17 protein-coding genes and 1 tRNA gene are annotated in these 19,080 nt (G+C 57.6%); 8 read left to right on the plus strand and 10 right to left on the minus strand.

The genetic code is table 11. The annotated features are described in order from the left end of the window. Positions 1-2: 2 nt before the first annotated feature. The 5 genes from KCG39_RS24090 to proB form a co-directional block, all read right to left on the minus strand. Complete coding sequence (locus KCG39_RS24090; protein WP_049163771.1) at positions 3-929, minus strand: HamA C-terminal domain-containing protein; 927 nt, start codon at positions 927-929, stop codon at positions 3-5. Position 930: 1 nt separating this feature from the next. Then, entirely contained in the window at positions 931-2,103 is a 1,173-nt protein-coding gene (locus KCG39_RS24095) for a tyrosine-type recombinase/integrase (protein WP_049163773.1), read from the minus strand. A gap of 163 nt (positions 2,104-2,266) precedes the next feature. Next, positions 2,267-2,342, minus strand: a tRNA-Thr gene (locus KCG39_RS24100). Positions 2,343-2,454: 112 nt separating this feature from the next. After that, entirely contained in the window at positions 2,455-3,708 is a 1,254-nt protein-coding gene (proA, locus tag KCG39_RS24105; protein ID WP_004129420.1) for a glutamate-5-semialdehyde dehydrogenase, read from the minus strand. 10 nt (positions 3,709-3,718) lie between these two features. Further along, complete coding sequence (proB, locus tag KCG39_RS24110; protein WP_004099297.1) at positions 3,719-4,822, minus strand: glutamate 5-kinase; 1,104 nt, start codon at positions 4,820-4,822, stop codon at positions 3,719-3,721. 290 nt (positions 4,823-5,112) lie between these two features. Between proB and phoE the strand changes: the two genes are divergently transcribed. Then, positions 5,113-6,165: a phosphoporin PhoE gene (gene phoE, locus KCG39_RS24115; protein WP_004129421.1), complete on the plus strand. Its 1,053-nt coding sequence runs from the start codon at positions 5,113-5,115 to the stop codon at positions 6,163-6,165. 53 nt (positions 6,166-6,218) lie between these two features. On the opposite strand, the gene KCG39_RS24120 is transcribed toward phoE, so the two are convergent. Beyond that, on the minus strand, positions 6,219-6,782 hold the full coding sequence (locus KCG39_RS24120) for a C40 family peptidase (RefSeq protein WP_004129425.1): 564 nt from the start codon (positions 6,780-6,782) through the stop codon (positions 6,219-6,221). Positions 6,783-7,111: 329 nt separating this feature from the next. Here KCG39_RS24120 and KCG39_RS24125 point away from each other — a divergent pair, with 329 nt between their 5' ends. After that, the gene (locus KCG39_RS24125; RefSeq protein ID WP_004129427.1) at positions 7,112-8,056 is read left to right on the plus strand and encodes a LysR family transcriptional regulator; all 945 of its coding nucleotides are present in this window, start codon (positions 7,112-7,114) and stop codon (positions 8,054-8,056) included. On the opposite strand, the gene KCG39_RS24130 is transcribed toward KCG39_RS24125, so the two are convergent. Continuing rightward, positions 8,053-9,120, minus strand: coding sequence for an ABC transporter substrate-binding protein (locus tag KCG39_RS24130; protein ID WP_004129429.1), 1,068 nt, complete (start codon positions 9,118-9,120; stop codon positions 8,053-8,055). The genes KCG39_RS24125 and KCG39_RS24130 overlap by 4 nt on opposite strands. Positions 9,121-9,342: 222 nt before the next feature. On the opposite strand from KCG39_RS24130, the gene KCG39_RS24135 reads away from it, so the two are divergent. The 3 genes from KCG39_RS24135 to KCG39_RS24145 are packed head-to-tail and all read left to right on the plus strand — an operon-like array spanning position 9,343 to position 13,462. Then, entirely contained in the window at positions 9,343-10,911 is a 1,569-nt protein-coding gene (locus KCG39_RS24135; RefSeq protein WP_004129431.1) for an ABC transporter permease, read from the plus strand. Next, entirely contained in the window at positions 10,908-11,651 is a 744-nt protein-coding gene (locus KCG39_RS24140) for an ABC transporter ATP-binding protein (RefSeq protein WP_004129433.1), read from the plus strand. Before KCG39_RS24135 ends, KCG39_RS24140 begins: the two co-directional genes overlap by 4 nt. A gap of 23 nt (positions 11,652-11,674) precedes the next feature. After that, a complete protein-coding gene (locus tag KCG39_RS24145; RefSeq protein ID WP_142467938.1) occupies positions 11,675-13,462 on the plus strand; it encodes an aryl-sulfate sulfotransferase in 1,788 nt (595 codons plus the stop codon). 7 nt (positions 13,463-13,469) lie between these two features. On the opposite strand, the gene KCG39_RS24150 is transcribed toward KCG39_RS24145, so the two are convergent. Continuing rightward, on the minus strand, positions 13,470-14,267 hold the full coding sequence (locus KCG39_RS24150; protein ID WP_004129436.1) for an AraC family transcriptional regulator: 798 nt from the start codon (positions 14,265-14,267) through the stop codon (positions 13,470-13,472). 100 nt (positions 14,268-14,367) lie between these two features. Here KCG39_RS24150 and KCG39_RS24155 point away from each other — a divergent pair, with 100 nt between their 5' ends. The 3 genes from KCG39_RS24155 to KCG39_RS24165 all read left to right on the plus strand — a co-directional run bounded on the left by KCG39_RS24155 (position 14,368) and on the right by KCG39_RS24165 (position 17,213). Next, positions 14,368-15,177 carry a sulfite exporter TauE/SafE family protein gene (locus KCG39_RS24155; RefSeq protein WP_211811486.1) on the plus strand — a complete coding sequence of 270 codons (810 nt, stop codon included), beginning with the start codon at positions 14,368-14,370 and terminating at the stop codon, positions 15,175-15,177. Positions 15,178-15,586: 409 nt separating this feature from the next. Beyond that, entirely contained in the window at positions 15,587-16,456 is an 870-nt protein-coding gene (locus KCG39_RS24160) for a DMT family transporter (RefSeq protein ID WP_123828424.1), read from the plus strand. 94 nt (positions 16,457-16,550) lie between these two features. Further along, the gene (locus KCG39_RS24165; RefSeq protein ID WP_087828298.1) at positions 16,551-17,213 is read left to right on the plus strand and encodes an HAD family hydrolase; all 663 of its coding nucleotides are present in this window, start codon (positions 16,551-16,553) and stop codon (positions 17,211-17,213) included. A 98-nt stretch (positions 17,214-17,311) separates the two neighbouring features. Here KCG39_RS24165 and phnE (KCG39_RS24170) read toward each other — a convergent pair whose 3' ends face one another. After that, the gene (phnE, locus tag KCG39_RS24170; RefSeq protein ID WP_087828299.1) at positions 17,312-18,193 is read right to left on the minus strand and encodes a phosphonate ABC transporter, permease protein PhnE; all 882 of its coding nucleotides are present in this window, start codon (positions 18,191-18,193) and stop codon (positions 17,312-17,314) included. Further along, positions 18,190-19,062: a phosphonate ABC transporter, permease protein PhnE gene (gene phnE / locus KCG39_RS24175; protein ID WP_004132516.1), complete on the minus strand. Its 873-nt coding sequence runs from the start codon at positions 19,060-19,062 to the stop codon at positions 18,190-18,192. The genes phnE (KCG39_RS24170) and phnE (KCG39_RS24175) overlap by 4 nt, the downstream gene beginning before the upstream one ends. Positions 19,063-19,080 lie beyond the last annotated feature (18 nt).

Below are 19,080 nucleotides of genomic sequence, written 5' to 3' on the forward strand. Positions count from 1 at the left end.
ATTTAGTCCAAAGCCGCATTAAATTCATTTCGAAAATCAGTAACTGAAGGAAAGGGGATAAAGAAAACATCAAACTTAAGATGTTTCTGAGGAAAAGAGTTAAACTTATCCTCTAACAATTTTTTTAGCCTTGGGAAGTCATTTTTAAATTCTTTTAGAAAATGCTGTTCTAAAGACTGTTCATCAGTAGCTTTTAATTTTTTGAATTTATGCCAATTGTAACCGATGAGGCAGGCGTGATTAAGCCTGATATTTGGTCCAGGCTCCCCTGAAATAATAAGATCGCTTATTGCATTTTTAATTTCATTATTTGCATATTTGAAAAATTTAGTAACTATATTAAACTCATGTTTATACATTTCACTCTCGTGAAATGATGAGATGCTTTTTAAAGCTTCATCTAACGCACTTGAAACTCTCTTATATATCTTAGCCTCTCCAAAATATAAATCGACAAGTTTATCCTGTTCATTCCATCTTACATGTATACCGTCAGACCCCTTAACTTCATCATTAGAATTCGTTTTGAGCTCCATCTTAGCAACTAGTTGAGGGGCACCAAGTACAGCTTCCATTAAAAAAAATAGTAAAGTCTCACCTGCTTCACCTGTCTTGTCTGGTGAGTTATCAGTGATTTTAGGGTGCCGAAACAAGTCTCTGGCTTGTTTCGATAATATCATTGATTGTTGCGGCGTAAGAGTATCAGAACGCTCACGAGCAGAAAGGCAATAATCAATAATATATTCATACAACTTACAAGCTAACGCTTTCACCATAGGAATTCCATTTCCATTAAATTTGATATGATGAAATCTTAGATTAGTTGATACACAGTCAATATGAAGTTCATGCTCTACAACATTTATGCAACTTTCAAAATCTTTTTGCCTTACTGCGACATAATCATTTAGATTATCAAACTTACCCATATTATATTTTTCCTAAAATAAAGTTCGCATAAGCTTGCAACATGCATTTGCGATTATCGATATATTGCGCATGGTTATAAGTACCACGTATAGTATTTTTATCTACATGTGCTAATTGAGTTTCTATCCACACGCTGTCATATCCTTTTTCATGCAGTATTGTTGACAGTGTATGTCTAAAACCATGCCCAGTAACTTTTCCACCATAACCAATGCGTTTGATGACCTGATTTATACTCGCTTCACTCATAGGTTTGTTCGGATCATTCCGCCCCGGAAAAACATAACGATAGTTCCCTGTCATGAGCTTGAGCTCATTGAGTAAATCTAACGCCTGAGTCGACAATGGCACAAGATGTGACCTGCGCATTTTCATCCTTTCAGCAGGAATTTCCCAGATAGCGTTACCTAGATCAAATTCTGACCATAAGGACGCACGTAATTCGATGGTTCTAACACCCGTGATCATGAGTAATTTCGTGGCAATCAGGACAAGCCGACTACCAGTGTAACTATCTAAAGCACGAAGAAAACCGGGTATCTCATCAGCTTTTAGGAACGGGAAATGAGTGGATTGATGTACTTCGAGGGCGCTAGAGAGATCTGCAGCAGGATTAAATTCAGCCCTCCCAGTAGCTATGGCATAACGAAAAACTTCTGAGCAACGCTGTCGCACTTTGCGCATCTTCTCTAACGCCCCGCGTTTTTCAATTTTACGCAGCACATTAAGCAGTTCTAGCGGTTTTATTTCACCAATGGGTCTTGCCCCTACATACGGGAAAATGTCGTTCTGAAACGCTTCCATGATATCTGATGCATATCCTGCCGACCATTTTGCGGACTTCATCTGATGCCACTCTGTGGCTATCTTTTCAAACGCACTTTCGGATTCCGTTTGCAAAGCAATCTTCTGCTCTTTTCGAACCTCACTAGGGTTCTTTCCTTCCGCGACCAGTTTCCGCGCTTCGTCACGACGGGAACGGGCATCTGCAAGTGTGATCGTCGGGTACACGCCAAGCGAGATCATTTTGGGCTTACCGGCATAGCGATAGCGGAACCGCCAGCTTTTGCTTCCATTAGGCTCTATAAGCAATGACAAGCCTTGCCCATCTCCAAGTGTATAGGCTTTAGCTTCAGGCTTAGCGCGGCGAATCTGCATATCGTTTAAAGGCATGTGTATAGGAATCCAAGACCGAACAGGAACATATACACAATCCTATACACATTCAGTATCGGATTCTACTGGATGGTTACGGACAATGACGGACTAAAAATCAGTAAAATCTTTATAAATCATAGTAGTTATGGATGAATACGGACGTTTGGGGAAGTTGAGATGGTGCCGATAATAGGAGTCGAACCTACGACCTTCGCATTACGAATGCGCTGCTCTACCAACTGAGCTATATCGGCCCTGCAAGACGTGCTGACGAGCGTAAGCACGGGATAGAAGGTTAAAACTAAGTGGGTGATGCGTCAATGCCCTTGCGAATCAAACGGCTACTTTTGCATCACCCAATGAGCATTAAGCACGAATGGTATCGTCGCCGAAACCAATCCACTTATAGGTCGTCAGGGCTTCCAGCCCCATCGGGCCGCGCGCGTGCAGCTTCTGGGTGCTGACCGCCACTTCCGCGCCGAGGCCGAACTGGCCGCCGTCGGTAAAGCGGGTAGAAGCGTTGACGTACACCGCCGAGGAGTCCACCTCGTTGATAAAGCGGTTCGCGTTGCCCAGGGTACGCGTCAGAATGGCGTCGGAATGCTGGGTGCCGTGCTCGCGAATATGCGCCACCGCTTCATCCTGATCGGCCACCACCTTCACGTTCAGATCCAGCGACAGGTACTCGTTGTCATACTGCTCCGCTTTCACCGGCTCTACGCTGGCCGGGCCGTTTTGCAGCGCGGGCAGGGAGGCCGCATCGGCGTGCAGGCTGACGCCGCTTTCCGCCATCTGCTTGCTCAGCGCGGGCAGGAAGCGTTCGGCGATATCCTGATGTACCAGCAGCGTTTCGACCGAATTACAGGCGCTCGGGCGCTGCACTTTGGCGTTAACGATCACTTTCAGCGCTTCGGCAACGTCAGCGGAGTGGTCGATATAAATATGGCAAACGCCGATACCGCCGGTGATCACCGGGATCGTCGACTGCTCGCGGCATAGCTTGTGCAAACCTGCGCCGCCGCGCGGGATTAGCATATCGATATACTTATCCATCTTCAGCATCTCGCCGACCAGCGCGCGATCCGGACTCTCAATCGCCTGCACGGTGGCCGCCGGTAAGCCGCACTCCTGCAGCGCCTGCTGAATCACTTTCACCGTGGCGGCGTTGGTGCGCCAGGTCTCTTTGCCGCCGCGCAGAATCGCCGCGTTGCCGGTTTTCAGGCACAAAGAGGCGACGTCGACGGTCACGTTTGGACGGGCTTCGTAAATCACGCCCACTACGCCCAGCGGCACGCGGCGACGCTCGATACGCAGGCCGCTGTCCAGCAGGCCGCCGTCGATCACCTGACCGACCGGATCAGCCAGGCTGCAGACCTGACGAACATCGTTAGCAATCCCGGTCAGGCGAGCCGGATTGAGCGCCAGGCGATCGAGCAGCGCTTCGCTCAAACCGTTGGCGCGCGCTTCCGCCAGATCCTCAGCGTTAGCCCGCAGAATCGCGTCGGTCTGCGCTTCAAGATAGTCGGCAATCTTTTCCAGCACCTGGTTCTTTTCGCGGCTGGAAAGCTGCGCGAGTTTATACGAGGCCGCTTTGGCAGCAATGCCCATTTGTTCCAGCATTTTCAGCTCCTTAACGGATAATCATGTCGTCACGGTGGACGGCGACCGGGCCGTATTCATAGCCCAGAATGGCATCGATCTGCTGCGAGTGCTGCCCGGCGATGCGGCGCAGCGCATCGCTGTTATAACGGCTGACGCCGTGGGCGATATCGCGGCCTTCAAGGCTGCGAATGCGAATCACTTCGCCGCGCGAGAAGTTGCCGGTGATGGTTTTAATCCCTTTCGGCAGCAGGGAGCTGCCGCGTTCGAGAATGGCCTGTGTCGCACCGGCGTCCACGGTAATTTCGCCCGCCGGCGGCGCGCCGAAAATCCAGCGCTTGCGGTTTTCCAACGGCGACTCCTGGGCGTGGAAGCGGGTGCCAACGGAAACCCCCTCCATCACGTCGCCAATCACGCCCGGACGGCTACCGGCGGCGATGATCGTGTCGATGCCCGCGCGGCAGGCGACATCGGCGGCCTGCAGCTTGGTGCCCATACCGCCGGTACCTAAACCCGATACGCTGTCGCCCGCAATCGCGCGCAGGGCGTCATCGATACCGTACACGTCTTTAATCAGCTCGGCCTGCGGGTTGTTGCGCGGGTCGGCGGTGAACAGGCCCTGCTGATCGGTCAGCAGCAGCAGTTTATCGGCGCCCGCGAGAATCGCCGCCAGCGCCGAAAGATTATCGTTATCGCCGACTTTAATCTCGGCGGTGGCCACGGCGTCATTTTCATTAATTACCGGCACGATGTTGTTATCCAGCAGCGCGCGCAGGGTATCGCGGGCATTAAGGAAACGCTCGCGGTCTTCCATATCGGCGCGGGTCAGCAGCATCTGGCCGACGTGAATGCCATAAATAGAAAACAGCTGTTCCCACAGCTGGATAAGACGGCTCTGGCCAACCGCCGCCAGCAGCTGTTTGGACGCGATGGTCGCGGGCAATTCCGGGTAGCCGAGGTGTTCACGTCCGGCGGCGATCGCCCCGGAGGTCACTATCACAATTCGGTGGCCCATCGCGTGCAGCTGTGCGCACTGGCGCACTAATTCAACGATATGGGCGCGGTTCAGGCGGCGGGATCCGCCCGTTAAAACACTGGTGCCCAGTTTTACCACCAGCGTCTGGCTATCACTCATGATTCTCTGCCGTTCAAAAAGGAGTTTCGATATCGAATTGATGTTGTAACAGGAGTCAGCCCGCTTGCCAACACCTGGCGTGGTGGACGAACCACTTCATTGCGCGGATCGGGCATTCTGGCGGGGAAACGTGACACATTCATGACGGAAATAATTAAATACGCTTTTTTATCAAAAGTTCCATGTTGTCATAAATTTTTAATATTAGAGCGTTAAAAAACCTGCAGTTTTTGACAGGGCTTCCGCCCGGAATTGATTAGCGCGTATAAATAAATCACCAGGACTAGATAATGAAAAAGAGCTCACTGGCATTAATGATGATGGGTCTTATTGCTTCTTCGGCTACCCAGGCGGCAGAAGTTTATAATAAAAACGGCAATAAACTGGACGTCTACGGCAAAGTCAAAGCGATGCACTATATGAGCGACTATGACAGCAAAGATGGCGACCAGACCTACGTTCGTTTCGGCATCAAAGGCGAAACGCAGATTAACGACGATCTGACCGGCTACGGCCGCTGGGAATCAGAGTTCTCCGGCAACAAAACCGAAAGCGACTCTTCGCAGAAAACGCGCCTGGCGTTCGCCGGGGTGAAAGTTAAAAACTACGGTTCATTTGACTACGGCCGTAACCTCGGCGCGCTGTACGACGTCGAAGCCTGGACCGATATGTTCCCGGAATTCGGCGGCGACTCTTCCGCGCAGACCGATAACTTTATGACCAAACGCGCCAGCGGCCTGGCAACCTACCGCAATACCGACTTCTTCGGCGTGGTGGATGGCCTGGATCTGACCCTGCAGTACCAGGGCAAAAACGAAGGCCGTGAAGCCAAAAAACAGAACGGCGACGGCTTTGGCACCGCGTTAAGCTATGACTTCGGCGGCAGCGATTTCGCCGTCAGCGCGGCCTACACCAGCTCCGATCGTACGAACGATCAGAACCTGCTGGCCCGCGGTACGGGTAAAAAAGCGGAAGCCTGGGCGACCGGCCTGAAATATGACGCCAATAATATCTACCTGGCGACCATGTACTCCGAAACCCGCAAAATGACGCCAATCAGCGGCGGTTTTGCCAATAAAGCGCAGAACTTTGAAGCCGTGGCGCAGTACCAGTTCGACTTCGGCCTGCGTCCGTCCCTGGGCTACGTGCTGTCAAAAGGCAAGGATATTGAGGGCGTGGGAAGCGAAGACCTGGTCAACTACATTGATGTTGGCGTGACCTATTACTTCAACAAAAACATGAACGCCTTTGTTGATTATAAAATCAACCAGCTGAAGAGCGATAATAAGCTCGGGATCAACGATGACGATATCGTCGCTGTCGGTATGACCTACCAGTTCTAAGACTGATCGACAATAAAGCCGCCGTGGTAACAGGGCGGCTTTATTATTTGTGATTAACGGTTTTTCGCCAGGTGCAGATTATCGTTATTCATCGTGATCTGCGCGTTATATTCCTTCGGCAGACGGCGCGCCTGGTAGAATACCGATTGCCAGTACGGATTATCCAGCGAAGAGCGCATCACGCCCTGGCTGGTGGAAGCGTGAAGGAAATTATGGTCGGTATCATAGAAGCCGACGTGCATGCCGCCTTTAATTCGGAAGAAAACCAAATCCCCCGGCCGTAGCTGGCGCGGACTCACGCGCTCACCCATGTGCAGCAGTTCGCGAGTGGTGATGCGCTCCATCGGCAGGTTAAAGCGATCTTTGAGCGTACGCCAGACAAACCCGGAGCAGTCGACGCCGCTTTGCTCCGTCCCGCCCCATTCGTAGGGCGTTCCCTCCCAGGTATGCATCTGATCGTGCAGCGCGGCGATCACCGGGATCAGATCGTCAGAACCTCCGTCAATGGTCGAGTGGCTACTCTGGGCGGCGGTTTTATGCGGTTTCGATGAGGATGAACATCCTGCCAAAAGCAAAAAAGGAACAAATAATAGCGCGTGAGAGAGTCTGGGCTTCATATCATTGTTTTTCGTCACTGAAAACGGGCCGTGATATTTTATAGCCGATTCGCTACGGCCTCAGAATGACCAAACGCAAAATTTACGAAACCTTACGTAAATAATATAGGCCGGTTCGCGGCGTGAGAATTAACGCTGATTATTTATGGCAAAACCGAACCCGCCATATTAATAATTTTTTTCTCCTTGAAACAATATTTCACAAATATACGGATGCTGGACGTTCCTTCTGCTTCCGTGCTGGGTGAAAAATCCTCATCATTCCGCCATTGCGCCGCCTGGCTGCGCTCCAGTACTTTTGTAGCCAAAAAGAGAGAGTGGGGCGGCCAATGCATCTGGATTTTCGCCAACTGCGCAACTTTGTGGCGCTAGTTGAATACGGCAGTTTTAATCGCGCGGCGGAGGCGGTGTGCCTGTCGCAGTCGGCCTTCAGCCGCAGCATTCAGGCGCTGGAGCAGAGCGTCGGCCATCCGTTATTCGATCGCCAGAGCAAGCTACCGACGCTCACCCTGCACGGGCAAAAGCTGCTGCCCTACGCCCGCCGCTTTCAGGAGCTGAACGTGGAGCTCAGCAGCCAGCTGCGCGAAGCGGACGATGCGCAAAACGGCGAGGTCGCTTTTGGCTGCGGCCCGGCCCCTGCCGCGAGGCTGATTCCGGCCGCCGTCGGCGGGTTTCATCGCCTTTTACCGCAGGCGAGGGTGCGCTTTCAAATCGATAACTGGCTGGCGCTGCATCAGGCGCTGAACTCCCAGCTTTACCCTTTTGTGGTCGCCGACAGCTGGCAGGCCGAGCTCGACCCGCAGCTGCGCGTGCAGCCGCTCAGCCCGCAGCGCTGCTTTTTCGTCTGCCATGCCGACCATCCGCTGGCCAAACAGGGGCCGGTCTCTATCCAGGCGATGCTGCGCTACCCCTTTGCGGCGCCCTATTTGCCGCCGGGCGTGCGCAAGGTGCTGGCGACCCTTAGCCAGCAGCAGGATTTTACCCCGGCGATTCAGTGTGACCATATCTACGCGCTGCTTGCCACCCTCGCGCAGACCAACGCGATTAGCTTCGCCAGCGAGGACGGCTTCGCGCTGTGCCAGCACAGCCATCGGTTGGTTAAGCTGGAGCTCAGCGATCTGCCTGAGGAGTGGCGGCTGATGCAGACCCGGTTTGCCATTATCTCTCCGGTTCACGCGGCGCAGCCGCCGCTGGTGGAGAAGCTAATTGAGATTATCCTTCATACCGATCGTCAGCATCAGCTGCAGCTGCTGGCGCAGGAGGAGAGCGGTTAACCGGCGTTTTTCGCCAGGCCTTTGGCATCATACTGCGGCCAGCGATTTTCCAGCCGCAGGGATTTCAGCGCCTGCTCGACAAACTGGCCGTCCACCCACTGGCTGACGTCAAAAGCGCTGCGGATCAGGCGTCCCGATTTCGCCTGTTCGACGCTGCGGCTAAAGCTGTCGGTCAGGAACGGGTCGATACGCGGCGAGGTGGTAAAGTTCAGATCCTGCGGCTGCAGCTCTTCGAGAAACAGCGCCTGCGGGATCTGGCTCTGCTGCGCCATCTCGGCGGACCAGGCGTCGCGATTAGCCGGGTCGCTGATTTCCGCGGCGTTCTTCACCAGTACGTTAATCATCTGCTGGGTCGCCTGCGGCCAGGCGTCAATAAACGTCTGCGTGCCGAGGAATCCCGCCTGAGTCGTGTTCTGACGGCCGGAATCGCCGCTTTTGACGACCACATCAATCTTATCGCCACGCAGCGCCAGCAGCGAAACGCCGCCCCACACCGCATCGACGCGACCGGCCGCCAGCGCCGCTTTGCCGGCGTTCCAGTCGAGGTTGATTACCTGCAGGCTACGCTCATTGAGGCCGACGGTTTGCAGCGCGCGGTCAAAGGCCAGCTGGTCCGCCGTGCCGCGATATACCGCCACCCGTTTGCCTTGCAGATCGGCCAGCGTTTTAATCCCCGAGGCTTTGGTCACCGCAAGGTAAGATTCCGAGCCGCGGCTGCCCAGCAGCAGGCGCGTCGGCAGTCCGTTGGCTTTACCGATAATCGCCGCCAGATCGCCGAGGTAGACAAAATCCAGCTGGCGGTTGGCTAACGCTTCATTTACCGCCGGGCCAGCGCCTTTGAAAAACTGCCACTGCACTTCTACGCCCTGCGGTTTAAACGTTTCTTCCAGCTGGTGGCGGATAAACGCCATGCCGACCGGACCCTCAATAAAGGGTTTACTGCCTGCGCTCTGGTCCGGCACGCCGATGCGAATGGTGCGCAGCGCTTCGGCCTGGACGCTTGCAGCCAGGCCGATAACCGCCGCCAGCGCCAGCAAGGTGCGGCTAAAAAATGCTTTCATCATAACGTATTGCTCCCTTGAGTTTTTTCTCACCCTAAAGAGCCCACGGGCCGCGTGTTAAATGCTTTTATTCGCCAAGCTTGGGTGAAAAAAAGCTAAATCAGACGCCGCGCGGCCGGCAGGCTCAAATGCATTCGATGCATCGGGATTATTCGCCTTACGCAATGGCGGCGAAGGGGAAGTCACGTTTTGATAGCGACATAACTTGCCGAAAAGTGGACCGATATGTCGCAGATGATCTTAAGAACCGATGCCCCAGCCAGGCCGGGCTTCAGGCTTAACGGCTGGCCGTGGCTACTGCCAGCGTTGCTGCTGCTGCTGTGGTACGTCGCCGCTCGCGAAGGATGGATGCCGGAGCAAATTTTGCCCGCGCCGTCGGTGGTTGCCGATACCGCGCTATCGCTGCTGAGCGGCGACCTGCTGGCGCAGTGGGGATTCAGCCTTCAGCATCTGGCGCTTGGCCTGCTGTTGGGGGCCACTGCCGGCACGCTGCTTGGCGCGCTGTTCGGCCTGGTCCCGGCCGCCGCGCAGCGCGTGGAGCCGCTGTTCTACGCCCTGGCGCAAATCCCGACGCTCGGCTGGATCCCGCTGTTTATGGTGCTGTTCGGCATTGATAACGGCCTCAAGCTGGCGGTTATCGTCAAAACCACCGTGGTGCCGATGACCATTAATACGCAGCAGGCGGTGGCCGGCGTGCCGCTGACCCTGAGCGAAGCCGCAAGGGTGATGAACTTTTCCCGCTGGCAGCGGCTGCGCTGGCTGGTGATCCCGGCAAGCCTGCCGGGCTGGTTTACCGGCCTGCGTCTGGCGCTGTCCCAGGCTTGGGTATCGCTTATCGTCGTTGAACTGCTGGCTTCTTCGGAAGGCATTGGCTACCTGATGGTCTGGGGCCGCCAGCTGTTTCAACTGGATATCGTCTTCGTCACCATTGCGGTGGTTGGCCTGAGCGGCATGCTGATGGAGTGGGCGGCGAACCGCGCCTGTGCCCGGCTGGTGTTCTGGCCGCAGCCAGCCGCCGGACGCCTGGCGTGGAAACCGCAGGCCAGCTGGCGGGCGCTGCAGCTGCCGTTGGTCCTGCTGGCGCTGTGGCAGCTGGCAAGTTCATGGGGCTGGATCGATGGCGCGCTGTTCTCTTCACCGCTGGCGGTGGCGGCGCGTTTTATGCAGGGCGCCCTGAGCGGGGAGCTGACCGCGGCGATGCTGGCAAGCCTCGGGCGAGCCTTTGTCGGCGGCGCGCTGGGGATTGCGGGGGGCCTGCTCTGCGGACTGCTGCTGGCGCTGCGCCCGCGCGCCGGGCAAATTTTCACGCCTACGCTCAACGTGCTGCGTCATATCGCCCTGTTTGCCTGGCTGCCGCTGCTGACCGCGTGGGTGGGCAACGATAACGGCGGCAAAATCGTTTTTATCGCGCTGGCGTCGTTCTTTCCGATGTTCTTCAGCACCCTGCAGGCCGTGCTGCAGCGCAACCCGCAGCTCGATGAGGTTGCCAGAGTGCTGCGGTTAGGTGAAGTAGCGCGCCTGCGCAGGGTCATTCTTCCCGGCGCGGCGCCGGGGATCTTCGCCGGTCTGCGGCTGGCGCTGATTTACGCCTGGCTTGGCAATATCGGCGCGGAATATTTCATGTCCTCCGGCGTCGGCATCGGCAGTCTGATGATCAATGCCCAGCAGCTGCTGGATATGCCCACCATTCTTTGCGGCATGGTGCTGGTCGGTATTACCGGCGCGGCGCTGGATAAAGCCGGACGTTTACTGGAAATGCGCGCCACCCGCTGGCGTCAACAGGAGCAGCTATGACCTCTTCGACTCTGGTCTCTTTTCGTCACGTGCGTAAATCCTGGCAACAGGTGACGGCGCTACAGAATTTCAGCCTGGATATCGCCGCCGGTGAACTGGTGGCGCTGGTGGGCAGCAGCGGCTGCGGCAAATCGACGCTGCTGCGGATGCTGGTAGGCCTTGAGTCAGCGACCCAGGGCGAAATTCGCATTAACGGCGAGCGGGTCACCGGCGTGGGCAAAGAGCGCGGCATCGTATTTCAGGAGCCGCGCCTGTTTCCGTGGCTTAACGTGCTCGACAACGTGATGCTCGGCCTGGCGGATGAAAAGCTCAGCCGGGCGGCGAAGCGCCAGCGGGCGCTGGAAATGCTGGAACGCGTGCAGCTCAGCGAATTCGCCAACGCGTTGCCCGCGCAGCTCTCCGGCGGGATGGCCCAGCGGGTGGCCATTGCCCGCGGCCTGGTGGCCCGTCCGCAGATCCTGATGCTCGATGAGCCTTTCGGCGCGCTGGATGCCCTGACGCGCCACACTCTGCAGCAGGAACTTTTACAGATTCACCAGCGCGCGGGAACCACCACGCTGCTGGTGACGCACGATGTGGAAGAGGCCGTCGCTCTGGCCGACCGGGTCGTTGTGCTCTCGCCGCGTCCGGGGCGGATACGGGAAGTGGTGAGCCTGGCGCTGCCCCATCCGCGCCAGCGCGATGATGCTTCGTTTAGCGCCGCCTGCCGCCAGATTCGCAACCTGATTACCTCTGCCTGATTCTTTTATTTAAGGAGCAATATATGGGATATCCTTCCGTCTACCCGACCGGCGCCACCCTCTACGATCCGTCGCGCGCCTGGAGCGGCTACACCCTTTTCCAGGCCACCGAACACGGCGCGGTGCTGGTGGATATGAACGGCCGCGTGGTGCGCGAATGGCCTGAACTGCACGGGTTTCCCAATAAAATCCTGCCCGGCGGCGCGATCCTCGGCCACAGCGGCGAGCGCGACCCGCGCTACGGTATGCAGGATATGCTCGACCTGATCCAGGTGGACTGGGAAGGCAACGTCACCTGGAAATTCGATCGCTACGAGCAGGTGAGCGATCCGGGCAATGAAACGCGCTGGATGGCGCGCGCGCATCACGACTATCAGCGCGCGGGTAACCCGGTGGGCTACTACGCGCCGGGGCTGGAGCCGCAGGTGGATGGCGGCAATACCCTGATCCTCGCCCACACCAATTTGATCAATGAAGCGATCTCCGACAAGCTGCTGCTGGATGACACCATAATTGAAGTTGACTGGCAGGGCAACGTGGTGTGGGAGTGGCGCTGCAGCGACCATTTCCACGAGCTGGGTTTCGACGACGCGGCGCGTACCGCGCTGTACAACAACCCGAATATGCGCGCCAGCGGCGGCGGTATGGGCGACTGGATGCATATCAATTCGATGTCGGCTCTGGGGCCGAATAAGTGGTATGACGCCGGCGATGCGCGTTTTCACCCCGACAATATTATCTGGGACGCCCGCGAATCCAACATTATCGCCATTATCGACAAACAGAGCGGCAAGATCGTCTGGCAGCTGGGCCCGGACTACAGCAAGCCGGAGCTGAAGCACATCGGCTGGATCATCGGCCAGCACCATGCGCATATGATCCCGCAGGGGCTACCGGGCGCGGGTAATATCCTGATTTTCGATAACGGCGGCTGGGCCGGATACGGCGCGCCGAATCCGGCATCGGCGGACGGCGTGAAAAACGCCTGGCGCGATTACTCCCGGATCCTGGAGATCAATCCGCTGACCCTCGATATCGAATGGCGCTACTCGCCCTATGAAGCAGATCTGCCGCAGCCGACCGATTCGTACCGCTTTTACAGCCCCTATATCAGCAATATGCAGCGCCTGGAAAACGGCAATACCCTGATTAACGAAGGATCGAACGGGCGCATTTTCGAAGTGACCCGCGACCACGAAATTGTCTGGGAATATATTTCGCCGTTCTGGGGCAAGACCCTGAACAACAATATGGTCTATCGCGCCTACCGCATTCCCTATGGCTGGATCCCGCAGCTGGCGCAGCCGCAGGAGGCGCCGATTGCGGCGGTGGATGTGCGTACCCTGCGCCAGCCTGGGGCGGCGGGGGCCGGTCCGGCGCAGAGCGTGGTGCGGGTGGCGGGCGTGAAGCCGTACAGTAAAAGTGCCGATGCGCTGTGCGTGGCAACCGATAACGATACCCTGCGCCGCAGTCCGAAGCTGTTCCGCGTCGCGGAAAGCGCGTTCACGCCGATAAGCGCGGCGAGCGAGCTGGAGAGTGAACGGCCGGTGCTGCTGTTCGTTGGCGCGGAACGCTGCGTGCACTGCCGCAAGCTCTGGCAGCTGCTGGCGCATGAGAAACTCAGCTCGCGAATTGCTCAACTGGATACGCGCTACCTGGATGCCGATCGGCATCAGGCGCTGGCGAGCGACCTCGGCGTGCGCGGTCTGCCGACGCTGCTGCTGATTAAACCGGGACAGCCGGCATCGCGTGCGCCTGCGCAGCTCTCGGTGGACACGCTGTTTGACTGGCTGAATCGCGCAGTCGGGTAATCCGCGACTACGGCGGACTGGCGTGTGCCGGTCCGCCGTTTATCTGACGGATAAACGCCAGCGGCGAATAGCCCATCGCTTTGCGGAACATCGCGGTAAAGGCAGCCGGATACTCATAGCCCAGACTTAGCGCAACTTCGGTAATCGAACGTCCCTCACGCAGCGCCGTCATGGCGTACATCAGGCAGGCCTGCTGGCGCCAGTCGCAAAACGCCATCCCGGTCTCGCGACGAAACAGACGATTAAACGTGCGTACGCTCTTACTCAGCTTTTGCGCCCACTGCTGCGGCGTACTGCGGATACTCGGCTGGCGCTGAAAATCGCCGCATAACGCCGCGAGGCGGCTGTTCTGCGGAAGCGGCGTAAACATCGGCAGCGGCGCGGCGGCGCGCAGTTCATGGAGCAGCAGCGTAATCAGAGCGGCATCGCGCCCGCTCTCTTCATACAGCAGCGGTAGCCGACAGGCGGCCAGCAGCAGCTGATGGGCCAGCGGAGAAACCTGTAAGACTTCGCAGCGCTCGTTTTCCCGCGGGGCGTCCCGCGCGTCAATATACAGGCTGTGGGTGCTGACGCCGGGCATCCAGACGCGATGCGGTTTCGTCGCCGGGATCCAGACCCCGCTGAACGGCGGTACCAGCCACTGGCCGTCGTCCGTTTCGACCTTCATTAATCCGTTCATGGCGTACAGAAACTGCGCCCGGCGGTGGCTATGCCGCTCCAGAAGGGTGTTGGGCGGATAGTCGCTGCCCAGCGCCAGTACCGGGCGAGGAAGATGGTCGACGTCATCAATCGCAACGTTGCGCATAAGTGTAGCCCTGGCTGAAATTCGTAATAGATTGGCTTTAAAGCGTAAGCCGGCCATCGCCTTATTCTATATCGTTACCTCCTTTTGTGGAGGCTTTCCAATGAGCGACTGGCTTTTTCTGTGCGGCATACTTTCCGGCATCACGACCTGGCTCTTTGGCTTCGGCGGCGGTTTCGTTACTGTCCCGCTGCTCTATTTACTGGCGACCAACGGGTGGGGAGCGCAAAGCGCCGTCGTGCAACAGGCGATGCAGATCGCCGTCGCCACCTCGGCGCTGGTTATGCTCTGTTCCGCGCTGCTGGCGACCTGGCGGCACGCGCGTGCCGGTATCCTCCGCTGGCGCCGCTTATGGGCGATGCTTACCGGCATTGCCGTGGGCGGAACGGCGGGCGCGATGCTGGCGCTTCAGGTGAACGGGGAGTGGATCCGCTGGCTGTTCGTTATCTACCTACTGGCGACCATTATCGATTGCTACTTTCGCGCCGGATTTATGACTCCGCCGTCCAGCCGGGTGGTGCCGACGGCGCCCCATGAGCTGACGGTAGGGGGCGTCATTGGCCTGATCGCCTCTTTTCTCGGCGTCGGAGGAAGCGTGATGACGGTTCCTTTAATGCGCCGTCGCGGCGTGCTGATGTCTGAAGCCGCGGCGATGGCCAACGTCCTGACCCTGCCGCTGGCGGCAACGGCGACGCTCACTTGGCTGTTGATGGCGTGGCTGTCGCCGGTGGCGCTGCCGGCTGGGTTTGTCGGCAATATCTGGCTGTCGGCGGCGGCGCAGCTGGTGGCGGGAAGCTGGCTGGGATTAAAAATCGCCTCCCGCTGGCTGGCGCGTTTACCGGATCGCTGGCATGTGCGAATTTATCCGCTATTGCTGATAGCGGTGCTGCTGGTCATGAGCTTGTGGGGATGAGGAGGGAAGCTACCTCGCCGCGTATCTGCCCGGGCGACCGCTCAGCACAATGCCGTGGAGGCGTAGCCCGGGTAAGCGTAGCGCGACCCGGGAAAACCCGCACTGATGCGTGAATCCCGGCGCATTCCCCGAGTCACGCGCTGTCTTGTAAATTTTTCGTTAACCATGCTAATGTTTATGCACGTTAACTAACAGGTGACCCCCGTGACGCATAGCGCCATCTCTGGACATTTCCTCTCCTGCGCTGATTTATCGGCGGGCCGGATGGTATCATCGCGTCGTCGCCTGTATTCCTGCGCCTGCCCTCCGCCTCCTGAATCCGTGGTAACCGGGGTCTGACCTCCGAACTTTATGGTACTCGTTGATAACGCGTACCAACCGCAACACATTCAGGATCTGGAACACATTTATGCATTCTCGATACGCTTTGCTCGCCTCGCAGGCGACAACGGCAACCTTTGTCCTGCTGTGGGGCAGCGCCGCGATTTTTACCCGCTGGGGGCTGGACAACGCATCGCCGATGGCGCTGCTGGTTTTCCGTTTTCTGATAGCCCTGCTGGCGCTGCTGCCGCTCGCTATTTTGCGCAAACGCTGGCTACCGGCGCGCGGGACGCGATTGCAGGTCATCATCAGCGGACTGATGCTGATTGGCGGCTATTCCGTCTGCTACTTTGAAGCGATGGCCCACGGCGTGACGCCGGGGCTGATTGCCACCATCATGGGCATTCAGCCGATTCTCACCCTCTGCGTCGTTGAGCGGCGGCTGCAGGGCATTCGGCTGCTGGGCCTGCTGCTGGCGCTGGCGGGGCTGGTTCTGCTGGTATGGCGGAGCCTGGCGGCTTCGCAGATGGCGGTCAGCGGCATTATTTTTGCCCTTGCCGCGCTGCTGCTGATGACCTTTGGCGCCATTTTGCAAAAGCGTAGCCGCCAGGCGCCGGTTGACGTTCTGCCGCTACAGTATCTGGTTAGCCTGCTTTTGTGCTTATTTATGGCGCCGGTGAGCGGTTTTTATGTTCACTTTAGCGCAGGCTTTATCATCCCGGTGCTGTTCCTTGGCCTGCTGATTTCGGTCGTGGCTCAGCTGCTGCTCTATCGTTTGCTGAGCGCCGGGAATATCGTTAACGTCACCAGTCTGTTTTATCTGGTGCCGGTGATTACCGCGCTGCTGGACTATCTGATGCTGGGGAACCGACTCCCCTGGGCGGCGGTCGTCGGTATGGCGGCGATCCTTGGCGGAATTATGCTGGTGTTTCGCGCGCCGAAAGTTAGCGCCGCATAGCCAATGACCCAGGTATTTCGCCCGGGTCATTCTGCTGTCATTTTTCTTGCGCATGCTCTCGCGAGACGCCGTGGCCGATAAGGGAAAATAAACGATGGGTAAAACGCTGACCATTTTCGATCTGGATAATACGTTAATTAAGGGAGACAGCAGTACGCTGTGGAGCCGCTTTATGGTGCGTGAGGGCTGGGTAAACGATCTTGATTACCTGGCGCGGGAAGCGCGACTGATGGAGGACTACGACCGCGGCGAAATGAATATCGCCGATTATGTCGCCCTGATTCAGGCACCGCTGATTGGCGTACCAAAGCAGGACGTAGACGCGCTGCTGGCGCGCTGCGTACGCGAAGAGGTTATGCCGCGCGTGTATCCGCAGGCGTGGGATTTGATTCGGACTTTACAGGCGAAGGGCGAGCAGATGCTGGTGATCTCGGCGTCGGTCAGCCTGCTGGTACAGGCGGTTGCGGCGGAGCTGGGCATCGAGCAGGCGCTGGGAATTGACGTCGTAATGTCCGACGGTGGCTATAGCGGCGTGATTGCCGGTACGCCGAGCTATCAGCAGGGGAAAGTCGTGCGCCTTCAGCAGTGGCTGGCGGCCCATCCCGACTATTCGGGCGAGATAACCTTCTACACCGATTCAATCAACGACCTGCCGCTGTGCCTGCATGCCGATCGCGTACGGCTGGTCAATCCGTGCCCGCAGCTGGCGGCGGCGAACGCGCAGCACCGGTGGCCGGTGCTGACGTGGCGGCTGTGATTTTCCCCCGGGCGGCGGCGTAAACGCCTTAACCGGGCTACTTTTTCGTGCCGGCTGGGTAGCCCGGACAAGTGCGCAGTACCGTTTCCGGGAAAAAACTAATCAGCTTTAAACAGCGGCACCGCGCTGCCGCCGATATAGCGGCGGCGCAGCCAGGCGGACAGCGTATCCATCGCCATCACCACCGCCACCAGCAGCAGGGTAATAAACATCACCACGTCCCAGTTCCACAAGCGCATATTTTCCGCATAAATCAGGCCGATGCCCCCCGCGCCGACAAAACCGAGTACTGCAGCGGAACGGGTATTCGATTCAATCTGATACAGGCTGAGCGCCAGAAATGTCGGAAAAGACTGGGTAAAAATGCTGAAGCGATGCTTCTGCAAACCGTTCGCCCCCACCGCCGTCAGGCCGCGTCCCGGCGAACGGTCAACCGCCTCATGCCCCTCGGCATACAGACGGCCCAGCAGCCCGGTATCCTGCATGATAATCGCCAGCACCCCGGCCAGCGGCCCGAGCCCTACGGCGCGGACGAAAATCAGCCCCCAGATAGCCATATCGATGCCGCGCAGCACGTCGAACAACCGGCGCATCAGCAGGGCGATGATCCCCGGAACAACGCCGCGCATAATGTTGCGCGCCGCGAGAAAAGAGAGCAGTAGGGCGATAACCGTCGCGGTAAGCGTCCCGGCGAAAACAATCGCCAGGGTAATGGCGATTTGCGTGAAGTAATAGCGAAACGGCCAGTTGAAAAAGTCGTGCCAGACGAACATCCGCAGTAGGTAGCGACCCATCTGCTGCAGCCCGGCGGCGAGCTGCCCGCCGCTGATGCCGAACTGCATAAAGAACCAGACATAATAAAGCACGCTGGCCAGCGCCAGCAGGCCGACATAGCGCAGATAGCGCCCCTGGGCCTGATATAAATGCCGATGCTGGCGGCGGCTGGCGGCGATATCCGGTTGTTTTTGCCACTGACTCATTTTTTCCCCTCCAGAACCCACTGCCGCAGGCGGCCGGACAGCATATCCAGCAGCGATACCACGATAATAATCAGCAGCAGCGTGATGCTGACCTGATCGTAACGATCCAGTTTGATGTTGGTCATCAGCTCCTGGCCGATGCCGCCCGCGCCTACCAGCCCGAGGATCGTCGAAGAGCGGAAGTTAATTTCGAGCCGCATAAAGCCGTAGGAGAGAAAAATGGGTTTCACCTGCGGCCACAGGGCGAAGCGAATACGCTGCAGATGCGACGCGCCGCAGGCGGCCAGACCGCGCACCGGTTTATCCTGGGCGCTCTCCACCGCTTCATAGAACAGCTTGGTCAGGCTGCCGATAGTGTGCAGCATCAATGCCAGAAAGCCCGGTATCGCCCCGATACCAAAAGCCATCACGAAAATGACCGCCCACGCCAGCTCCGGCATGGTGCGCAGAAAAGCCACCAGCACGCGGACGGCAACCCGCAGCGGGGCAGGGGACCAGGCGTTGCTGGCGGCAACGAACCCCAGCAGGGTGGCTATCGCCACCGCCACCAGCGTGGACGCCAGCGCCAGCTGCAGCGTCTCCCAGATCAGCGGCAGCTGTATCGGCAGACGATAGCCCCAGTAAGCCAGCGAACCTTTGGTATGCGAATCGGCAAACAGGTCGGCGACGCGCAGCGTCGGCAGCGTCTCAAACATGTAATCGAAAAAGTTGGGCAGCGAGTGCCAGATAGTAAAGAGATTAAACTCGGCCATGCTGCCGGCGGCAAAATAGAGCGCCAACAGCAGCAGGGATCCGCTCAAGGTATCGCGCTTTTGCCGCGAGCGGACCTGCTGGTAATAGCGTTCGAATTCGGTATGGGTGTTATTCATGCGTCGTGGTGTCTTCAA

The organism is Klebsiella pasteurii, from assembly GCF_018139045.1.
In the GTDB taxonomy this organism is placed as follows: Bacteria; Pseudomonadota; Gammaproteobacteria; order Enterobacterales; family Enterobacteriaceae; genus Klebsiella; species Klebsiella grimontii.

Bases quoted from the DNA above. Each gene is read 5' to 3' on its own strand.
- KCG39_RS24090 (WP_049163771.1), bottom strand. From the start codon at position 929: ATGGGTAAGTTTGATAATCTAAATGATTATGTCGCAGTAAGGCAAAAA.
- KCG39_RS24160 (WP_123828424.1), top strand. From the start codon at position 15,587: ATGCATTCTCGATACGCTTTGCTCGCCTCGCAGGCGACAACGGCAACC.
- proA (WP_004129420.1), bottom strand. From the start codon at position 3,708: ATGCTGGAACAAATGGGCATTGCTGCCAAAGCGGCCTCGTATAAACTC.
- phnE (WP_087828299.1), bottom strand. From the start codon at position 18,193: ATGAGTCAGTGGCAAAAACAACCGGATATCGCCGCCAGCCGCCGCCAG.
- KCG39_RS24155 (WP_211811486.1), top strand. From the start codon at position 14,368: ATGAGCGACTGGCTTTTTCTGTGCGGCATACTTTCCGGCATCACGACC.
- KCG39_RS24130 (WP_004129429.1), bottom strand. From the start codon at position 9,120: ATGATGAAAGCATTTTTTAGCCGCACCTTGCTGGCGCTGGCGGCGGTT.
- KCG39_RS24145 (WP_142467938.1), top strand. From the start codon at position 11,675: ATGGGATATCCTTCCGTCTACCCGACCGGCGCCACCCTCTACGATCCG.
- phnE (WP_004132516.1), bottom strand. From the start codon at position 19,062: ATGAATAACACCCATACCGAATTCGAACGCTATTACCAGCAGGTCCGC.
- KCG39_RS24120 (WP_004129425.1), bottom strand. From the start codon at position 6,782: ATGAAGCCCAGACTCTCTCACGCGCTATTATTTGTTCCTTTTTTGCTT.
- proB (WP_004099297.1), bottom strand. From the start codon at position 4,822: ATGAGTGATAGCCAGACGCTGGTGGTAAAACTGGGCACCAGTGTTTTA.
- KCG39_RS24140 (WP_004129433.1), top strand. From the start codon at position 10,908: ATGACCTCTTCGACTCTGGTCTCTTTTCGTCACGTGCGTAAATCCTGG.
- KCG39_RS24165 (WP_087828298.1), top strand. From the start codon at position 16,551: ATGGGTAAAACGCTGACCATTTTCGATCTGGATAATACGTTAATTAAG.
- phoE (WP_004129421.1), top strand. From the start codon at position 5,113: ATGAAAAAGAGCTCACTGGCATTAATGATGATGGGTCTTATTGCTTCT.
- KCG39_RS24095 (WP_049163773.1), bottom strand. From the start codon at position 2,103: ATGCCTTTAAACGATATGCAGATTCGCCGCGCTAAGCCTGAAGCTAAA.
- KCG39_RS24150 (WP_004129436.1), bottom strand. From the start codon at position 14,267: ATGCGCAACGTTGCGATTGATGACGTCGACCATCTTCCTCGCCCGGTA.
- KCG39_RS24125 (WP_004129427.1), top strand. From the start codon at position 7,112: ATGCATCTGGATTTTCGCCAACTGCGCAACTTTGTGGCGCTAGTTGAA.
- KCG39_RS24135 (WP_004129431.1), top strand. From the start codon at position 9,343: ATGTCGCAGATGATCTTAAGAACCGATGCCCCAGCCAGGCCGGGCTTC.